This window comes from Paraburkholderia bryophila, from assembly GCF_013409255.1.
Taxonomy (GTDB): domain Bacteria; phylum Pseudomonadota; class Gammaproteobacteria; order Burkholderiales; family Burkholderiaceae; genus Paraburkholderia.
The window spans coordinates 2941415-2958394 of the sequence record NZ_JACCAS010000002.1; the positions used below are offsets into that span (position 1 = coordinate 2941415).

Below are 16980 nucleotides of genomic sequence, written 5' to 3' on the forward strand. Positions count from 1 at the left end.
GACGCGTTAGTCCTGCTCGCCGGGCACGAGGCGCAGGCGTGTGATTTCAGACGGCGCGCCAAGGCGCTTCGGCGGGCCCCAGTAGCCGGTGCCTCGACTCGTGTACACCCACAGACCGTTCAGGCGGGCAAGGCCGGCGGTGAACGGCTGCTGGAATCGCACGAAGAAATTCCATGGGAAGAACTGGCCCCCGTGCGTATGCCCCGACAGTTGCAGCGTGAACCCGGCGGCGGCCGCGGCTTCGGCCGAACGCGGCTGGTGAGCGAGCAACACCTTGATCAGTACATCGCCCGGTGCACCGGCGAGCGCCGCAACCGGGTCGCTGCGATGCAACGGATCGTGATGTCCCGCCGAATAATCGGTCACGCCGGCAATCACGGCGCGTGCGCCGTCGTGATCCACGATTACATGCTCGTTGAGCAGCACGTTGAGGCCGAGGCGCCGGAACTCGGCGATCCACGCGTTCGCGCCGGCGTAGTACTCGTGATTGCCGGTCACGAGGAACGCGCCATGACGCGCGCTGAGACGTGACAACGGCTGGGTGTGCCGGGTCAATTGCGGCACGCTGCCGTCCACGACATCGCCCGTCACGGCGATCAGATCCGGCTTCAGTCGATTCACCGCGTCGACGATTGCATCGACATAGCGGTGCTTGATGGTCGGGCCAACGTGAATATCGCTGATCTGGACGATCGTGAAGCCCTTGAGCGCAGGCGGCAAATCGTCGATCGGTACGTCGATCGTCACGACCTTCGCGCGGCGGCGGGCGTTGAACAGGCCAACCAGCGTCGAGAGCAAGGCGAGCAACGGCACCGCCGCCGCCGAGCCCGTGCGCCAATGCGCGATGCTGATGGTGTTCGGCCAGATCGCATCGACGGTGAGCAGCGAGGCGAGCATCAGATCGCGGGCGAAGGTCAGCACCAGCAGCGACGAGAAGAAGCCCATTGCCAGTAGGCCAACCCACGCGAGGCGGTCGCCGAGCGGCTGCCGTTTGATCGTGCGCGCCAGCATGCCGAGCGGTATCAGAAAGATCGACAGAACGAGCCACAGCGTGCATAGCCAGCGGCCGGTGGTGTCGACCGGCATGTCCGGAATCAGACGCAAGCCGACGTAGATATGCAGCAGGATGCCAATCAGGATGATGCGGACAAGAAACGATGAGCGGCGCATAGGGACCACGGAGGCGGTAAGGGGCCGGCGCGAGCGGAGGCCGGCGGCGACTCGTGGGCCGCGGTAACGCCATGCCGAACGAGTCGAATCATTCTACCGGCATGCGCAGCGGCTTGCCGACGGTGCCAAATTCAACGCCATAGCGGCCAGGCCGCTGTTCCCGGATCCGGTCCGAACGCTTGACGCATTGCAGCATTCGGCACGCTGCCTTAGCGCCATCTGATTGCCGCGGCAACCTAATTAAATGGGCTTTGAATTGTGTCCGTGCGTGGACTATGCTCAAAAAGAACCGCCTTGTAACAGGGCGACCGCGCGCGCAGACGCGGCCATGCGGCGGTTCGCGCCGGTTGCGTTGGTCGCCGGAAGAGGGTGAAGCGGGAGGGGCATCATGAGACTACTCAGATCGGACAACGAGTTGCATCACGGGCACCACGCCCATCATGTCGGCTGTGAGGGCAAGCGTGTGATGCTACCGCTCGTCGTCATCTCGCTGATGGCGATCGGCTTGTACTACGGCGTTCGCGGCATCGACTTCTCCGAGCTGGGCCGCAGCGCGCTGTTCGATGTCGTGATGCTCTGCGTGGCGCTGGGTATCGCGGGGTTGTTCGGCGTCGTCGGCGCATGGGTGCGTTCGAATGGCGACGACGCCGGCGAAGGCGAAGGCTTCTGCTTCGTCGGCGCGTTGATCGGCGCCGTGGTGTTCTACGTCGCGCTCTTCAGTTGAACGCGACGGCGGCCTGCACGTATCAGACGATCTGGGCGGCTTCGTCGAAAGCAAAGCGCGGGCTGCGCGCGAACAGTTTCGACGGGTCGCCATAGCCCAGATTGATCAGGAAGTTCGACTTGACGGTCGTCCCGGCGAAGAACGCTTCGTCGACCTTGGCGGCGTCGAAACCGGACATCGCGCCCGTGTCCAGACCGAGCGCCCGAGCGGCGAGAATCAGATAGCCGCCTTGCAGCGTCGAATTGCGAAAGGCGGTGTCCGCGATCGACTTGTCGTTGCCGACGAACCAGCTGCGCGCGTCCGCGTGCGGAAACAGTTTCGGCAGATGCTCGTAAAACGCCATATCCATCCCGACGATCACCGTGACCGGCGCGGCCATGGTCTTGTCAAGATTGCCGGCCGACAATGCCGGGCGCAGCTTTTCCTTAGCTTCCGGCGTTTTGACGAACACAAAGCGGCCGGGGCTCGAATTGGCCGAGGTCGGGCCGAGCAAGACCAGTTCGGTCAGTTGCTTGAGCACGGCATCGTCGACCGGTTTCGCCTGCCAGCCGTTATGCGTGCGCGCTTCGCGAAAGAGTTGATCGAGTGCCTGGTCGGATAGCGTCATGGTGAAGTCCTTGAAAGGTCTAAGAATTTAAAGGCATGAACCGAAAAATCCGGATGAAGCCGCCGGATGACAGCGCAAGCCACGCGTATCAACGGCGTCTTCGGTGCCGCCATAATAGCCAAGGTTTCCACCCGCGCGCTTCGCGTGCGCCATCGCTTCGGCTTCATTCAGCATTTGCATGGGTATCAGGCCATCTCATGACGGATCTTTTCGCGGGTTCTGCCGACGACCTGCCGACGCCCGACATCGACTGGCATCCCGATTGGCTGACGCCCGCCCTCGCAGCGCAGGTTTTGACGCAACTGATCGACGAAGTCGCCTGGCGTCAGGACGTGATCGGCACGCCCGCCGGTCGCGTGCCGTTGCCGCGCCTGACGGCGTGGCAGGGCGAGCCGGACGCCGTCTATGTCTACTCGGGTATTCGCAACGTGCCGCAGCCGTGGACATCGACCGTCGCCGAACTCAAGGCCTCGGTGGAGGCCGTCTGCGAGACGCGTTTTAACAGCGTGCTGATCAACCGCTATCGCAGCGGCGCCGACAGCATGGGTTGGCACGCGGATCGCGAGCCTGAACTCGGCGTGCGTCCGGTGATCGCGTCGGTGAGTTTGGGCGTCGCGCGCACATTCGATTTGCGCCACAACAAAACCGGCGTCGTGCAGTCGTATTCGCTGAAAGGCGGCAGCCTCCTCGTGATGAAGGGCGACACGCAGGCGGACTGGCGGCATCGGGTGCCGAAGGAGCCGCGCGTAGCCGGAGAGCGGATCAATCTGACGTTTCGCTGGGTGACACCGCGGTGAGGCGCCGCTCAACTGGGCAGGCTCGCTGCGCCTGCCGCTAAGGCGGGCAATTGGCGGCGGAGTGGCTGGCTGCGGTCGCCCGGCAAACACTACTAACCGGCCTCGAACCCGATCCCGTCGCTCATACCAAAATTGGTATCGCGAACGCGAATCATAGGATTGGACGGTTAACGCCCCACACACTACGCTACATCACGATCCACGCACTGTGAGGGCCGCACACACCGGCCGGTTCGATGGGTCGTCGACACTACAACGATCAGGAGACAGTCATGGCGAATACACGACGCGCCGCATGTCGTGCGTTGGGCGCGCTCGCACTCTGCGCGGGCATCGGTACGCTAACGCTGACCGCGCCGGGCGCTTACGCGCAAGACAAACAGATCACCCTCGGTTTCGCGCAGGTCGGCGCGGAAAGCGCATGGCGAACCGCCAACACCGAGTCCGTGAAGTCCGCGGCGGCGGACGCGAAGATCAAGCTCAAATTCTCGGATGCCCAGCAGAAGCAGGAAAACCAGATCAAGGCGATCCGCTCGTATATCGCGCAGAAAGTCGATGTGATCGCGTTCTCGCCGGTCGTCGAATCCGGCTGGGAGCCGGTGCTGCTGGAAGCGAAGGCCGCGAAGATTCCGGTGATCCTGACCGACCGCAATATCGACGTGAAAGACACCTCGCTGTACGTGACCATGATCGGCTCCGACTTCATGGAAGAAGGGCGTCGCGGCGGACATTGGCTTGAAGATCACTTTAAAAGCGAACAAGGTCCTATCAACATCGCCGAACTGCAGGGAACGGTCGGGTCGGCGCCTGCCAACGACCGGCATTCCGGCTTGCTGGAAGTGATCAAAAACGATCCCAAATTTAAGATCATCGCGTCGCAAAGCGGGGATTTCACGCTGGCCGGCGGCAAGCAGGTCATGGAAGCGTTTATAAAAACTTATGGAAATAAAATAAATGTAGTTTATGCGCATAACGACGATATGGCGCTCGGCGCGATCCAGGCGATGGAGGAGGCCGGTATGCATCCGGGCAAGGACATCACCGTCGTTTCGTTCGATGCAACCAAGGGCGGCTTCCAGGCGATGGCCGCGGGCAAGATGAACGTCGACGTGGAGTGCAGTCCGTTGCTGGGGCCGCAGTTGATGTCGGCGGTGAAGGATGTCGTGGCCGGCAAGCCGTTGCCCAAGCGCATTCTCACGCAGGAGACGGTGTTCCCGATGAGTGTCGCGGCGCAGACGCTGCCGACGCGTAAGTACTGAGGCCGACGCCGCAAAGTACTCAGGGTTACTGAGGAAGCGGCGGAGCATGGCAAGCGAAGTGCGGATTGAGCAAAAAGGTTTCTCCAGCGGTGCCTGGCCGCCCGGTTGCTTCGGCAGCGGGCGGTCTATTTTCCGGTGAGGGTTGCTGGAGGCCGCTGAGTGACGCCGAGGGGCGACGTACGCCGCTGAATGACGGCGAACTTGGGCGAACGTCGTCGAAGGCCGTAGCGTGCCACCGAAAGCCGCCGAAAGCCGTTGCCCGTCGCCGGGCGCGGCGAGAATTTCAGAAGCGACGCGGCAAGCCACAGGCGCCCATCGAACCGCTGCACCACCGATCGAGCGAGGTCTATGACGCATCCCGCTTCCGAACCGAATCCGCAGGCTATGGGCGCAGCCGCTCATCGAGCGGGCGATGCAACCAGCGCGGCCAACGCGGCCAACGCCGACGCCCGCGCCCCCATCCTCGCCACCACGGCCGTCACGAAAACCTTCCCCGGCGTCAAAGCGCTGCAGCGGGTCGATTTTCGCCTGTTCCCCGGCGAGATCCACACGTTGATGGGGCAGAACGGCGCGGGCAAATCCACCTTGATCAATGTGCTGACCGGCGTGGTCGCGCCTGACGCCGGCACGATCCGTCTCGGCGGTGAGGTCGTGGCGTTTGCTTCGCCGCAGGAAGCCGAAGCGGCCGGCGTGCGCACCTTGTACCAGGAAGTGAACCTGTGCCCGAACCTCTCCGTGGCGGAGAACATTTTCGCGGGCCGGCAACCGCGCCGCTTCGGTGCGATCGACTGGCCTGCCATCAAGCGCCGTGCGCAGGCGGCGCTGGCGCGCCTCGACGTGTCGCTCGACGTCACCCGTTCTCTCGACGCCTATCCGATCGCGGTGCAGCAGATGGTGGCGATCGCGCGGGCGTTATCGGTCGACGCGCGCGTGCTGATTCTCGACGAACCGACCTCGAGTCTCGACGACGGTGAGGTCAGCCAGCTTTTTAAAATACTTCGGCATCTTAAGCAGTCGGGTATTGCGATTCTGTTCGTCACGCATTTTATCGAGCAGACGTATGCCATTTCCGACCGTATCACGGTCATGCGCAATGGCGAGCGAGAAGGCGAGTATCTCGCGCGCGATCTGCCTGCGGATCAACTGGTCGCGAAGATGGTCGGCCACGAGCGCATGAGCGCGCGCTTGCGCGAAGCCGCGCATGAAGGTCATGTGAGTCATGAGGGCTACGAGAGCCAAGAGAGGCAGCCGGTTAGGCAGCAGACCGTAAGCGCAACCCAGGCAACCGAGGCCACCCAGCCCACCCAGCCCACCCAGACCACCGAGGCAACCCCACCCACCCAGGCCACCCAGGCCACCCAGGCCACCCAGGCCACCCAGGCCACCCAGGCCACCCAGACCACCGAGGCAACCCCACCCACCCACCCCTTCATCGAACTCCAAGGCGTCGGCCGCCGCGGCACGCTGCAACCCATCGACCTCGACCTGCAACGAGGCCAGATCCTGGGACTCGCCGGCCTGCTCGGCTCAGGCCGCACGGAAACAGCGCGATTGCTTTTCGGTGCGGATCGCACCGACAGCGGCGTGATCCTCATCGAAGGCCGCGCCGTGAAGCTACGCTCGCCGCGCGATGCAGTCCGTCACGGCATCGGCTATTGCGCGGAAGACCGCAAGAAGGAAGGCATCGTCGCCGAACTGTCGATCCGCGAAAACATTCTGCTGGCGCTGCAAGCGAGGCGCGGATGGTGGCGCAAGATCAGCCGGCAACGTGCGCGCGAGCTGGCCGATCTATGGATCGAGCGGCTCGGCATCAAGGCCGCCGACGCCGAGCAGCCGATCGGCTTGCTATCCGGCGGCAACCAGCAGAAAGCGCTGCTGGCGCGCTGGCTCGCCACCGATCCCCAACTGTTGATCCTCGACGAACCCACGCGCGGCATCGACGTCGCCGCCAAGTTCGACATCATGGACCGGCTGCTGGCGCTGTGCGCGAACGGTCTGAGCATCCTGTTCATTTCGTCGGAGATCAGCGAGGTGCTGCGCGTCAGTCATCGCGTGGCGGTGTTGCGCGACCGTCGCAAGATCGCCGAAGTCGCGGGCAAGGCGTCGAACGAAGACAACATCTATCGACTCATTGCGGGGAGCGGCGAATGAAACTGGCGAACTGGTTCGTGCGCGACGGCGCCGAGCGTCCGTTGATCTGGCCGTGCGTCACGCTGGTGTTGTTGTGCGGCCTGAACCTGTGGGTCAACCCGCACTTTCTGTCGCTGCGGATGCTCGACGGTCACCTGTTCGGCGCGCCCATCGACGTGCTGAATCGCGCTGCGCCGCTGGCGCTAGTGGCCACCGGCATGACGCTGGTGATCGCCACGCGCGGCATCGACATTTCGGTCGGCGCAGTGGTGGCGATCGCGGGCGCCGCGGCGGCCACGATACTCGCGACACAACCCGAGCCGAGCGCGGCGCTGATCGCGCAGGCGCTGGTGGCGGCGCTAGTGGTCGGTGTGCTGAGCGGCATGTGGAACGGCTTGCTGGTGTCGTTTGTCGGCATGCAGCCGATCATCGCAACCTTGATTCTGATGGTGGCCGGCCGTGGCGTCGCGCAATTGCTGACGGCGGGGCAGATCATTCCGATCGGCGCGCCGGGTTACCTGTTCGTCGGCGGCGGGTATTGGCTGGGCGTGCCGTGTTCGGTTTGGATCGCCACCGTCGCGGTACTCACCACCGCGGCGCTCGTGGAAGGCACCGCGCTCGGCCTGTTCATTCGCGCAATCGGCATCAATCCGGTCGCGACGCGTCTGGTCGGACTGCGCTCCAAGGCGCTGGTTTTCGCGGTCTATGGCTTCTCGGGACTGACCGCGGCCATGGCGGGCATTCTCATCAGTTCCAACGTGCGCAGCGCCGACGGCAATAACGCCGGCCTGCTGCTCGAACTCGACGCGATTCTCGCGGTGACGCTCGGCGGCACCTCGCTGCTCGGCGGCCGCTTCAGTTTCGCGGGCACGGTGCTGGGCGCGTTGATCATTCAGACGCTCACGTACACCACCTATTCAATCGGCGTGCCGCCGGAGGCGACGCTGGTCGTCAAGGCGGCCGTGGTGCTCGCGGTGAGCGTGATCCAGTCGCCGGCGGCGCGCGCGCTCGCCGTCTCGTCCGGCAGATCGCTGCTCAGGCAACGCGGGGTGGCGCGATGAGACGACTCCTCGACATGTTGGCTCACCTGGTCGATCCGCGTACGCTGCCGATCGCCGTCACGATACTGCTGTTCTGCGCGCTATTCGGCTTCGGCTCGGTGATGTACACCGGTTTCTTCTCGTGGCAGGTGCTCCTCGATCTGCTGGTCGACAACGCGTTCCTGCTGATCGTCGCGATCGGCATGACGTTCGTGATCGTGTCCGGCGGGATCGATCTGTCGGTGGGCTCGGTCGTTGCATTGACCACCATCGTCGAAGCGGTGCTGTCCGAACATCTGCATCTGTCCGTCTGGGTGATCGTGCCGATCGTGCTGCTGATGGGCACGGTGTTCGGCGCGGTGCAGGGCGCGCTGATTCACTTCTTCCGATTGCAGGCGTTTATCGTGACGCTGGCGGGCATGTTCTTCGCGCGCGGGTTGTGTTTTCTGATCACGACGCAGTCAATCACGATCACCGATCCGACCTTCCAGAAGATCTCCGCGTTCCGGCTCGACATCGGCGTGGGCTCGGTCACGGCGAACGTGCTGATCGCACTGGTCGCGCTGCTGGCGGCGATTTACGTCGCGCATTTCACACGGTTTGGCCGCAACGTGTACGCGGTCGGCGGCAATGCACGCTCGGCGTTGCTGATGGGCTTGCCGGTCGCGCGCACACGCATCGGCGTGTATGCGCTGAGCGGTTTCTGCTCGGCGCTCGGCGGCGCGGTGTTTACGTTCTACGTGCTGTCGGGCTACGGCTTGCAAGGGCAGGGCATGGAACTCGACGCGATCGCGGCGACGGTGATCGGCGGCACGCTGCTGACGGGCGGCGTGGGCTATGTGATCGGCTCGCTGTTCGGCGTCGGCATTCTCGGCACGATCCAGACGCTGATCACGTTCGACGGCACGCTGAGCTCGTGGTGGACCCGTATCGTGATCGGCGCGCTGCTGTGTGCGTTCTGCCTGCTGCAGCGGCTGATCGAGCGGCACGCGAAATCGGTGCGGCGGCCTGGCGGTACGGATGCGGCGGTGGTCACTGCGGGACGCGAACGCGGACACAGCGACGGACCGGCGTCGTCGGATTCACAGGTGATCGGCCGTGCGCCGGAGCAGGCTTGAATCAAGCGCTAAGCTCCCGCCCTTTGGTCTCAGGCAACGTCAACGCAGCAAGAATCACGACGCCGTACGCCGCCGCGGCGAACACACCGATCGCATGGCCGAGCGTCATGGTTTGCGATACGTAGCCGATCAAAAACGGAAAGGTCGCGCCGACCGCCCGGCCGACGTTGTAGCAAAACCCCTGGCCGGAGCCGCGAATCCGCGTGGGAAACAGCTCGGTGAGAAAGGCGCCCATGCCCGAGAAAATGCCCGATGCGCAAAACCCTAGCGGAAAGCCGAGCACGAGCATCGACAGATTATCGAGCGGCAGTTGCGTGTAAAGCAGAGCAATCGCGCAAGACGCCAGCGCAAATCCGATGAACGCACGCTTGCGGCCGAACCGGTCGCTGACATACGCGCCCGTCAGATAGCCGCAATACGAGCCGACGATCACCACGCCGAGATAGCTGCCGGTGCCGATCACGCTCAGATGCCGTTCGGTTTTCAGATACGTCGGCAGCCAGGTGGTGACCGCGTAGTAACCGCCTTGCACGCCGGTCGCGAGGATCGACGCACGCAGCGTCGTCCAGACGATCTCGCCGCGAAAGATATCGAGCAACGAGGCCCGTGTTTGCGTGGCGGCCTGCGCTGCTTTCTGCCGCTGATGCACTTCCGGCTCGTCGACGAAGCGGCGAATCCAGATGACGAACGGCGCCGGCGCAATGCCGATCGCGAACAGCACACGCCACGCGTAGTCGGCGGGCACCAGCGAGAAGACGGCCATGAACAGCAGCGTCGCGATGCCCCAGCCGATTGCCCAGCCGGCCTGCACGAGACCCACCGCCTTGCCGCGGTCGCGCGCGCGGATCACCTCGCCGATCAGCACGGCGCCCGCCGTCCATTCGCCGCCGAAGCCGAGCCCCATCAAGCCGCGCGCCCACAGCAACTGGGAGAAATTCTGCGCCAGCGCGCAAGCCAGCGTGAAAACCGCGAACCAGAGAATCGTGATCTGCAAGGTCTTCACCCGGCCGATGCGATCCGACAGCACGCCCGCCGCCCAGCCGCCCACCGCGGAGCTCAATAGCGTGACCGTGCCGATCAGGCCGGCGTCGCCGCGTGTGATGCCCCACGTCGCGATCAGCGTTGGTATCACGAAGCTGAGGAACTGCGTGTCCATCGCGTCGAGCACGTAGCCGATCTTGCAGCTCCAGAACGCGCGCTTCTCGCTCGCGGAGGTCTGCCGATACCACGCGAACGGGCCTTTCCCTGTGCCGGATGCGTCGTAGCGCTCGGCGTCTGCGGTCAACTGCGCTTCGGTTTCCATGCTTGAACTCCGGTCGTCGTGGTGGGCCGTAGCGTTGTGCTGGCGTGCGGCTTCGGGTTGAGGTGGTGAGGCCGATGAGGGCTGAGGCTGATGAGGCGAATAAAAACGCCGCGTTTACAGCACCGCGAGCGAAGTGTTCGGAATGTCGGTCACGAGCATGTGCCCCGGCTTGTGCGCGATCGCAAACGGCAAACGCGCGCTTTCGATCGCGACTTGCGGCGTCACACCGCAAGCCCAGAACACCGGCAATTCATCGCTGCGCACGTCGACCGCGTCGCCGAAATCGGGCCGTGCCAGATCGCGAATACCGATCAGCGACGGGTCGCCGATATGAACCGGCGCGCCGTGCACGGCGGGAAAGCGGCTGGTGATCTGGATCGCGCGGATCGCGTCGGCGGCTTTCATCGGCCGCATCGAGACGACGCGGTTGCCGCCGAACCCGCCGGCCGGCACGTTGCGTTCGCGCGTGCGATACATCGGCACGTTGACCTGTTGTTCGATGTGGCGCAGCGCGATGCCTTCGCGGCGCAGCATTTCTTCGAAGGAGAACGAGCAGCCGATCGCAAACACCACCAGATCATCGCGCCACAATTCGTCGAGGCTGCGGACTTCCTCGGCGCGTTCGCCGTGGCGGTACACGTAAAACGCGGGTACGTCGTTGCGGATATCCAGATCGGCGCCGAGCGCGGGCACACGCCAGTCGCCCGGTTCGCCGATGCCGAGCAGCGGACACGCTTTCGGGTTGAGCGTGCAGAAGCGCAGGAAGTCGCCCGCGTACTCGCTCGGCAGAATCGCGAGATTGGCTTGCGCGTAGTCGCCGCAATAGCCGGCGGTCGGACCGGACAGGCGCCGCGTGCGAATCTGCTGACGAAACTCGGATGGGGTGTAAGGCATGGACGTGCTGGCTCCAGATCGATGACATCGCCAATGCGGCCCGATGAAATGGACCCGCGATGGAGCCAGATTAGTAACGTCAAAAATATCCTTCCAGCGAGTTTTTATTGCGTTTCGTTAAATTAAACTTAACGCCATCGGGATGACTCGCGGCGCGTTTGCGGCGATGATCGCGTGCCATTCGTCGCTAACTGGAGAGCGTCCGCAATGAATACCCGCTTCGTCGAAACGTTTCTGACGCTTGCGCGGCTGGGCAGTTTTCGCGCGACCGCGGCAGCGATGCACGCCACGCCCGCGGCGATCTCACTGCGTATCAAGACGCTGGAAGCCGAACTGGGTGTCGAGCTGATCGAACGCGAGGCGGCGGAGTTTCAGCTCACGGCGAACGGCGAGCGGCTGCTCGCGCATGCGCGCTCCGTGGTACAGGCCACGCGCTCGCTGCAACTGGCCGCGCAGGACGAAACGCAATTGGCCACGCGGCTGCGGCTTGGCGTTATCGAAACGGTGGTGCATAGCTGGCTGCCGGACTACATACGGATGCTGAACGCGGAGTATCACCGTATCGTCGTGGACCTTACCGTCGATTCGAGCGCGGTGCTCGGGCCGCGACTGCGGGCGGGCGAACTGGATCTGGTCATTCAGGTGGAGGAAACCGCCGAGCACGAAACGTCGATCGTGTCGGCGTTGCTGGCGAGCTACCCGGTGCGCTGGATCGCACGTCGCGACCTGATTCCGGCCGGCCGCGCGAAACACGTTCAGACGCTGTTGAGCAAACCGGTGTTGACGTTCGGTCGCGGCACGGCGCCGCAACTCGCGGTCGAAGCGATCGTGCAGACGCTCGCGAAGCGGGCCGGGGTGCCGCTTGCCGAGACGCAGGTGACGTGCATGCCGTCGGTGGCCGTGATCGTGAAGCTGTTGCGCGACGGCTATGGAATTGCCGCGGTGCCGGCGCTGTTCGTCGAGCCTTACCTGAGCAGCGGCGAGCTGGCGCAGTTGCAGGTGCGCCCGTTGCCGCCGCCGATCAACGTGGCGATGTATTACCGCGACGATGCGGATGTCGGCGTGCTGGCGGCGTCACGGGTGGCACGCAGCGCGTGCGATCGGTACGCGAAGGCGATGGGGCGGCAGTTGATCGAGAAGCGGTGAAGCAAGGGAGGGTAGCGGCGGCGCGCATGCGTCACCTGCGACTGAGCGTGCGACTGAACGTGCGGCTTAAGCTGCGACTTAAGGCGCGAGGCAGCGTGACAATGTCCACGCTCGACTCAACGCGTTTCCATCCGACGCCGCGCGGTCGCCACCAGTCGCTCGAATGAAAAGCCGCTTGCCGCAAGCGCTGCGCTATCCGGAAAGTACTCACGCACGATATCCGTCGATACCTGCCCAGGCGGCGCTTCGATCAGTACGCGGGCGCCCATTTCCTGCATCACGGTCAGCGCGTCGAACCAGCGCACGGTGTGGCGCATATTGGTCGCGAGATCGTCGCGGATGGCGTCTGCAGTATGCAGGGAACGCGCGCCGCGATTGCCGATGTAAGTGCTGCGCGGCGCGTGAAACGGCACCTGCAGTGCGTAGGCCACCAGTTCATCCGTAGCATGGGCGAGCAACTCGCAATGCGACGGCACGCTCACCGCGAGTCGCGTGGCTTTGCGCGCGCCTGCCGCCAGCGCGCGTTCAATGAACCGGTCCAGCGCGTCGTTCGCGCCGGCCATCACGATCTGGCGCGGCGCGTTGACGTTGCCGATATACACGCGTTGTTGCGCTTCATCCGCGTGCCGCGCGGCGAGTGTTTCCAGTTGATGCTCGGTCAAGCCCGATATCGCCGCGAGACCATAGCCTGACGGGTACGCCGTTTCCATCAATTCGGCGCGCCGTCGCACCATCTTCAACGCGTCGTCGAAGCGCACCGCGCCACAACTCACCGCTGCCGCATAAGCGCCGACCGACAACCCCGCGCTGATTTCAGGGGCGAGTTGTTCGGCGGCTAACGCACGGGTGACGGCCACGCCCGCGATCGTCAAGCCGATCTGCACGGCGACTGTCGAACGCAATGCGTCCGGCGTGTCGAGTGTCAGCACGTCGGCATCGAGCACGTGAGAGGCTTCATCGATCGTGTCGCGTACCGCGCGATGCGGCGGCAGACGGTGCAGAAATCCGTCGGTTTGCGCGCCCTGGCCGGGGAAGATCAACGCCAGCATCAGGCGAGCTCGCCGCGGTGAGTGACGCTCCACGGATCGGCGATCAGTTGCGGACCGCTCGCATTACGTGCCATCACGCGGGGTTTGTCGGTTGCCCATTCGGCTAGCGCGACACCGCCAGCGGGCGTTTCGAGTTGCGCATCCACGCGAATGCCGGCGCTTTTTGCGTGCATTTGCAACTGGTTCAGTAACGCAAGCGCGTGGTCTCGCGTGAGCGATTCCGGCGTGCGGATCAGCAGGTCGAGATCGCTCGATGCGGTCACGGTGGGCACCTGGGTCGCCAGTTCAAACCCGGCGCTACCCGTCGGGCCCCAGACGAATCCGTGCAGCGGACCCGCCACATCGCTTTGTAACGCGGCGAGCGCGGCGAAAGCAGCCAGATCAACGCGCCTCGGAAGCGGTTTAGATTGCGCAAGCGCCTCCGGCGGCACCGCCGTTTCGATGTCGGCGACGCGCGCCCACGTGCCATAACGCTGCGCGCGTCCCACACCCCGTACACCGATTGCGACGAAGCCGTCAGCGGCCAGCGCTCGTCTCACGACCGCAAACGGCGCGCGTGCGAACGCCTCACGGACCCACGGCGGTTCATCGTCGACACTCTGCAGATGGCGCAGACGCAACAGATCGTGCGGCTGCCATCGCATATCCCACGACAACGCGTGCTCGATGACGAACGGCGGGGCCGCGCACGTCTGCATCAGACGGCATCCCATTGTTCGGCGAGACGCCGGCGCACTTCGATCGACGCCGCGCGATTCTTCTGCGCCGCCGCCGATTCCAGCCGATGCGACAGGCCCTTGCTTCGATCGTTGCGCGCGCTACGAATCTGTTCGGTCAGCACCTGGCGCACGTGTTCGATTTGCGCGGCGTCCGGCGCATCGGCATCGACGCCGTCGATCAGTTGATCGAGCAGGCCGAGTTTCGCGAACGACGCCATCGAATACGACATCGGCACGATGGTTTCGCCGAGCTTGTCGAGCTCTTCGACGGTACGGCGCGTGACGCGCGCGGCCGCTTCCTTGCCCATCGCGTGGACCATCGTGCCGGGCGCGTCGAGCGCGACGATGCGGTTGGCCTGATAGCCGTGCGCGAGAAACGCGCCCGACATGGCCGGCCCGACAATCAGCGCAACCACGGGATGCCCCGCGTCGCGAGCCGTTGCGTACGCATCGACACCGGCCGCGCAGGCGAGCTGAATGCCGAGCATTTCTTCGCGATAGCCATACGCCTGGCTTTTCACGTCGACGATCGCGACGATCGGGCGGCGCGTACCGCTCGCCGTATCTTGCGCGATCGCTTCGCGCACGGCGCGTGCGAGCAGCCAGCCCTGTTCGAGACCGACCACGTTATCCGTCGCGCGCGGGAAGCGGTTGGCGGGATCGGGCACGACGGTCACGAAGCGCGCGGTCTCGCCGCCGAGCGACGCGTCGCCGCTCCACACGGGCGCGGCACTGGACGGTTCGCCGGCCAGCGCATGGAACCAGCGCGCGCCGCGGCTCAACGGGGTGAGTGTCGTATCGCTCATGCTTGCTCCTTGCGCGGATCAGTCCCGGCGTGATGGTTGAAGACCTCGCGCATGCTTTCCGGCGTGACGCTGGCGGGATCGATTTGCGCGAGGCGGTTCAGAAACAGGTCGACCTGTTCGCTGCGATGCGCGGCCGGCACGCCTTGAACGAACGCGGCACGCACGGCGGCGCGCACGGCGTCGGCGTCGTCGTCGACCAGTCGATCGGCGAGCGCGGTCGCCGCGCGTTGCTCACCGCCGATCAGTTGCCACACGCGGCGGCGATCGCTCGCATCGAGTTCGTCGATGCCGGCTTCCTGTTCGATCACTTCGGGGCCGTTCATGCCAAGCCGCCCTTGCTTCGTGACGACCAGATACGAACACAGCGACGCCGCGAGCGACATACCGCCGAAGCAGCCGACCATGCCCGCGATCACGCCGACCACCGGCACATGCCGGCGCAACGCGACGATCGCGGCCTGCATTTCAGCGATCACCGCGAGGCCGAGATTGGCTTCCTGAAGCCGCACGCCGCCGGTTTCGAACAGCACGACCGGGCGCACGATCTTGCCGCGCTCGCAATCGCGCAGCGCCAGTTCGAGCGCGGCGGCGATCTTGCTGCCCGACACTTCGCCGATGCTGCCGCCCTGGAACGCGGACTCGATCGCGGCGACCACGGCGGGCTCGCCGTCGATGGTGCCGCGCGCGATCACGCAGCCGTCGTCGGCCTGGCAGACGACGCCTTGCAGCGGCAGCCACGGCGATTCGATCCGGTCGAACGGGCCGAGCAGTTCGCGGAAACTGCCGGCATCCAGCAGCGAGCGCGCGCGCTCGCGCGCCGGCAGTTCGATGAAACTGTCGCGCAACATCGGCGCGGCTTGAAGATTCGCGTCGGTGTTCATGCGGCGTCTCCTTCTTCAGCGGCTTCGACGGCTTCCGCCAGTCTTAACGCGACCACGCCGGGCGTCGCGCCGAAGTCGTTGATTTCGATTTGCGCGGCGCCGTCGTAGCGGGTGAAGAAGCGGTCGAGCACGCTTTTCCAGATGTGGCTGTAGCCGTCGACGCTAGTGCGCACGACCACATGCGCGCTCAGCGCGGCCGCAGAGGAATCGGCGGGCGCCAGCAGCACTTCCAGATCGCCCGAACCCACCACGCCGACATGCGCGCGGGTCGTGACGGCGCGTTGCGCCGGATAGTCGAAGGTCAGATGTTCCATGAGTCCGGGCTCCCGCCGGCGTCGTGATGCGCCAGCATGTCGAGAAAAAGGGTGGCGGCGAGCAGATCGGCTGCGCCGCCGGGCGATGCGTTAAGCGACAACAATTCGTGTTCTAGCGCCGCGAGGGCGGCGCGGCCGGTGGGCGTGGAACTGCCGCCGGCGTTTAGCACGCGTTGCGCGCCATGCTGGCCGGCGTGCAAACCCGGCAGACCCGCGCGATGCAGCAGGCAGGTGTCGTCGAGCGAGGCCATGATCGCGAGCAGTGCGTCGACGCGCGCGGCGTTTTCGTCGACGCCTTGCGCGCGCGCCGCGAGCAAGGCAGGCAGGCCGACGTCGATCACATGCGGGAAACCGTCCTGCGCTTCGCGGCGCGCGCCGCCCACCTGGTAGCGCTGGCGTGCGCGTTCGCCGTGACTGTCGGAGGGCGCGGCGAAGCGGTCCGGAAAGCAGGCGATTTGCGCGGCATAGGCGCAGATTTGCGAGGCTTGCGGCCGGTTCGCTTCGCCGCCGCTGATCGTCATCGTTGCGCCCGCAACCAGCAGGCCGACGATCCAGATCGCGCCGCGATGCGCGTTGCTGCCGCCGGTGGCCCACAGCATGTCCTGCTCGCCGCTACGGCCGATTTGCGCCAGCTCGGCGCGCAACAACGCGGACGGCTCGCCGCGACGGCGCGCCGCGTGCGCGAGCGCCGCGAAGGTCGGTTCGAGCGAGTGCGCCGAGCGCAGCATGAGCGCGAGATCGAGGTCGCGATGCGCGCCGCTGCCGCGCTGATCGACCAGCGCGGGCTTGGGCGTGAGCTGCACCTCGTCGATCAGCGCGGCGACCGCGTAGCGTGCGAGTTGCGCATCGGAAGGTAATGCGTGGACCAACGCGGCGCGCGAATCGGCACGTGCGGCGGGCGTGGACGATACGTCGACGCATCCGAACCGCGCGGCAGGCGCGAATTCATGCTCGGCGCGTTCCCGCACGGCAACCCGCGCGGACGACCGCTCGACACGCTTCAACAACGCAGCGGGCGCCATG

Annotated in this window: 18 protein-coding genes; 8 read left to right on the forward strand and 10 right to left on the reverse strand. The window is 65.2% G+C overall.

The features are described from left to right. Positions 1 to 6 precede the first annotated feature (6 nt). Entirely contained in the window at positions 7 to 1170 is a 1164-nt protein-coding gene (locus GGD40_RS34100) for a metallophosphoesterase (RefSeq protein WP_179746685.1), read from the reverse strand. A gap of 388 nt (positions 1171 to 1558) precedes the next feature. Here GGD40_RS34100 and GGD40_RS34105 point away from each other — a divergent pair, with 388 nt between their 5' ends. Next, the gene (locus GGD40_RS34105) at positions 1559 to 1894 is read left to right on the forward strand and encodes a hypothetical protein (protein ID WP_179746686.1); all 336 of its coding nucleotides are present in this window, start codon (positions 1559 to 1561) and stop codon (positions 1892 to 1894) included. A 22-nt stretch (positions 1895 to 1916) separates the two neighbouring features. Here GGD40_RS34105 and GGD40_RS34110 read toward each other — a convergent pair whose 3' ends face one another. Next, positions 1917 to 2501 (reverse strand): malonic semialdehyde reductase, encoded by a 585-nt coding sequence (locus GGD40_RS34110; RefSeq protein WP_035556416.1) that lies wholly within the window; start codon positions 2499 to 2501, stop codon positions 1917 to 1919. A gap of 66 nt (positions 2502 to 2567) precedes the next feature. Here GGD40_RS34110 and GGD40_RS37145 point away from each other — a divergent pair, with 66 nt between their 5' ends. The 6 genes from GGD40_RS37145 to yjfF all read left to right on the forward strand — a co-directional run bounded on the left by GGD40_RS37145 (position 2568) and on the right by yjfF (position 8845). Beyond that, on the forward strand, positions 2568 to 2702 hold the full coding sequence (locus GGD40_RS37145; RefSeq protein WP_257030663.1) for a hypothetical protein: 135 nt from the start codon (positions 2568 to 2570) through the stop codon (positions 2700 to 2702). Then, positions 2699 to 3298, forward strand: a complete 600-nt coding sequence (locus tag GGD40_RS34115) for an alpha-ketoglutarate-dependent dioxygenase AlkB family protein (protein WP_179746687.1) — start codon at positions 2699 to 2701, stop codon at positions 3296 to 3298. Before GGD40_RS37145 ends, GGD40_RS34115 begins: the two co-directional genes overlap by 4 nt. Positions 3299 to 3570: 272 nt before the next feature. Beyond that, a complete protein-coding gene (locus GGD40_RS34120; protein WP_179709179.1) occupies positions 3571 to 4557 on the forward strand; it encodes an ABC transporter substrate-binding protein in 987 nt (328 codons plus the stop codon). 348 nt (positions 4558 to 4905) lie between these two features. Continuing rightward, on the forward strand, positions 4906 to 6708 hold the full coding sequence (locus tag GGD40_RS37150; protein ID WP_257030664.1) for a sugar ABC transporter ATP-binding protein: 1803 nt from the start codon (positions 4906 to 4908) through the stop codon (positions 6706 to 6708). Next, positions 6705 to 7748 (forward strand): ABC transporter permease, encoded by a 1044-nt coding sequence (locus GGD40_RS34135; RefSeq protein ID WP_179746688.1) that lies wholly within the window; start codon positions 6705 to 6707, stop codon positions 7746 to 7748. Before GGD40_RS37150 ends, GGD40_RS34135 begins: the two co-directional genes overlap by 4 nt. Beyond that, on the forward strand, positions 7745 to 8845 hold the full coding sequence (yjfF, locus tag GGD40_RS34140; RefSeq protein ID WP_179746689.1) for a galactofuranose ABC transporter, permease protein YjfF: 1101 nt from the start codon (positions 7745 to 7747) through the stop codon (positions 8843 to 8845). Before GGD40_RS34135 ends, yjfF begins: the two co-directional genes overlap by 4 nt. 1 nt (position 8846) lies before the next feature. Here yjfF and GGD40_RS34145 read toward each other — a convergent pair whose 3' ends face one another. Continuing rightward, on the reverse strand, positions 8847 to 10148 hold the full coding sequence (locus GGD40_RS34145; protein WP_179746690.1) for an MFS transporter: 1302 nt from the start codon (positions 10146 to 10148) through the stop codon (positions 8847 to 8849). Between the two features lie 114 nt (positions 10149 to 10262). Further along, complete coding sequence (locus tag GGD40_RS34150; RefSeq protein ID WP_179746691.1) at positions 10263 to 11042, reverse strand: putative hydro-lyase; 780 nt, start codon at positions 11040 to 11042, stop codon at positions 10263 to 10265. A 207-nt stretch (positions 11043 to 11249) separates the two neighbouring features. Between GGD40_RS34150 and GGD40_RS34155 the strand changes: the two genes are divergently transcribed. Next, positions 11250 to 12188 carry a LysR family transcriptional regulator gene (locus GGD40_RS34155; RefSeq protein ID WP_179746692.1) on the forward strand — a complete coding sequence of 313 codons (939 nt, stop codon included), beginning with the start codon at positions 11250 to 11252 and terminating at the stop codon, positions 12186 to 12188. A 116-nt stretch (positions 12189 to 12304) separates the two neighbouring features. On the opposite strand, the gene mdcH is transcribed toward GGD40_RS34155, so the two are convergent. Genes mdcH through GGD40_RS34185 form a run of 6 tightly spaced genes read right to left on the reverse strand, consistent with a single transcriptional unit; the run spans position 12305 to position 16979 of the window. After that, positions 12305 to 13237, reverse strand: coding sequence for a malonate decarboxylase subunit epsilon (gene mdcH, locus GGD40_RS34160; RefSeq protein ID WP_179746693.1), 933 nt, complete (start codon positions 13235 to 13237; stop codon positions 12305 to 12307). Next, entirely contained in the window at positions 13237 to 13935 is a 699-nt protein-coding gene (locus GGD40_RS34165; RefSeq protein ID WP_179746694.1) for a malonate decarboxylase holo-ACP synthase, read from the reverse strand. Before GGD40_RS34165 ends, mdcH begins: the two co-directional genes overlap by 1 nt. Continuing rightward, on the reverse strand, positions 13935 to 14762 hold the full coding sequence (mdcE, locus tag GGD40_RS34170; RefSeq protein WP_179746695.1) for a biotin-independent malonate decarboxylase subunit gamma: 828 nt from the start codon (positions 14760 to 14762) through the stop codon (positions 13935 to 13937). The genes GGD40_RS34165 and mdcE overlap by 1 nt, the downstream gene beginning before the upstream one ends. Further along, positions 14759 to 15643 carry a biotin-independent malonate decarboxylase subunit beta gene (locus GGD40_RS34175; RefSeq protein WP_179746696.1) on the reverse strand — a complete coding sequence of 295 codons (885 nt, stop codon included), beginning with the start codon at positions 15641 to 15643 and terminating at the stop codon, positions 14759 to 14761. Before GGD40_RS34175 ends, mdcE begins: the two co-directional genes overlap by 4 nt. Beyond that, on the reverse strand, positions 15640 to 15957 hold the full coding sequence (locus GGD40_RS34180) for a malonate decarboxylase subunit delta (RefSeq protein ID WP_179709158.1): 318 nt from the start codon (positions 15955 to 15957) through the stop codon (positions 15640 to 15642). Before GGD40_RS34180 ends, GGD40_RS34175 begins: the two co-directional genes overlap by 4 nt. After that, positions 15945 to 16979: a triphosphoribosyl-dephospho-CoA synthase gene (locus GGD40_RS34185; protein WP_179746697.1), complete on the reverse strand. Its 1035-nt coding sequence runs from the start codon at positions 16977 to 16979 to the stop codon at positions 15945 to 15947. The genes GGD40_RS34180 and GGD40_RS34185 overlap by 13 nt, the downstream gene beginning before the upstream one ends. Between the last annotated feature and the right edge of the window lies 1 nt (position 16980).

Coding starts and splice junctions, on each gene's coding strand:
- GGD40_RS34100 (WP_179746685.1), bottom strand. CDS start 1,170: ATGCGCCGCTCATCGTTTCTTGTCCGCATCATCCTGATTGGCATCCTG.
- GGD40_RS34105 (WP_179746686.1), top strand. CDS start 1,559: ATGAGACTACTCAGATCGGACAACGAGTTGCATCACGGGCACCACGCC.
- GGD40_RS34110 (WP_035556416.1), bottom strand. CDS start 2,501: ATGACGCTATCCGACCAGGCACTCGATCAACTCTTTCGCGAAGCGCGC.
- GGD40_RS37145 (WP_257030663.1), top strand. CDS start 2,568: ATGACAGCGCAAGCCACGCGTATCAACGGCGTCTTCGGTGCCGCCATA.
- GGD40_RS34115 (WP_179746687.1), top strand. CDS start 2,699: ATGACGGATCTTTTCGCGGGTTCTGCCGACGACCTGCCGACGCCCGAC.
- GGD40_RS34120 (WP_179709179.1), top strand. CDS start 3,571: ATGGCGAATACACGACGCGCCGCATGTCGTGCGTTGGGCGCGCTCGCA.
- GGD40_RS37150 (WP_257030664.1), top strand. CDS start 4,906: ATGACGCATCCCGCTTCCGAACCGAATCCGCAGGCTATGGGCGCAGCC.
- GGD40_RS34135 (WP_179746688.1), top strand. CDS start 6,705: ATGAAACTGGCGAACTGGTTCGTGCGCGACGGCGCCGAGCGTCCGTTG.
- yjfF (WP_179746689.1), top strand. CDS start 7,745: ATGAGACGACTCCTCGACATGTTGGCTCACCTGGTCGATCCGCGTACG.
- GGD40_RS34145 (WP_179746690.1), bottom strand. CDS start 10,148: ATGGAAACCGAAGCGCAGTTGACCGCAGACGCCGAGCGCTACGACGCA.
- GGD40_RS34150 (WP_179746691.1), bottom strand. CDS start 11,042: ATGCCTTACACCCCATCCGAGTTTCGTCAGCAGATTCGCACGCGGCGC.
- GGD40_RS34155 (WP_179746692.1), top strand. CDS start 11,250: ATGAATACCCGCTTCGTCGAAACGTTTCTGACGCTTGCGCGGCTGGGC.
- mdcH (WP_179746693.1), bottom strand. CDS start 13,237: ATGCTGGCGTTGATCTTCCCCGGCCAGGGCGCGCAAACCGACGGATTT.
- GGD40_RS34165 (WP_179746694.1), bottom strand. CDS start 13,935: ATGCAGACGTGCGCGGCCCCGCCGTTCGTCATCGAGCACGCGTTGTCG.
- mdcE (WP_179746695.1), bottom strand. CDS start 14,762: ATGAGCGATACGACACTCACCCCGTTGAGCCGCGGCGCGCGCTGGTTC.
- GGD40_RS34175 (WP_179746696.1), bottom strand. CDS start 15,643: ATGAACACCGACGCGAATCTTCAAGCCGCGCCGATGTTGCGCGACAGT.
- GGD40_RS34180 (WP_179709158.1), bottom strand. CDS start 15,957: ATGGAACATCTGACCTTCGACTATCCGGCGCAACGCGCCGTCACGACC.
- GGD40_RS34185 (WP_179746697.1), bottom strand. CDS start 16,979: ATGGCGCCCGCTGCGTTGTTGAAGCGTGTCGAGCGGTCGTCCGCGCGG.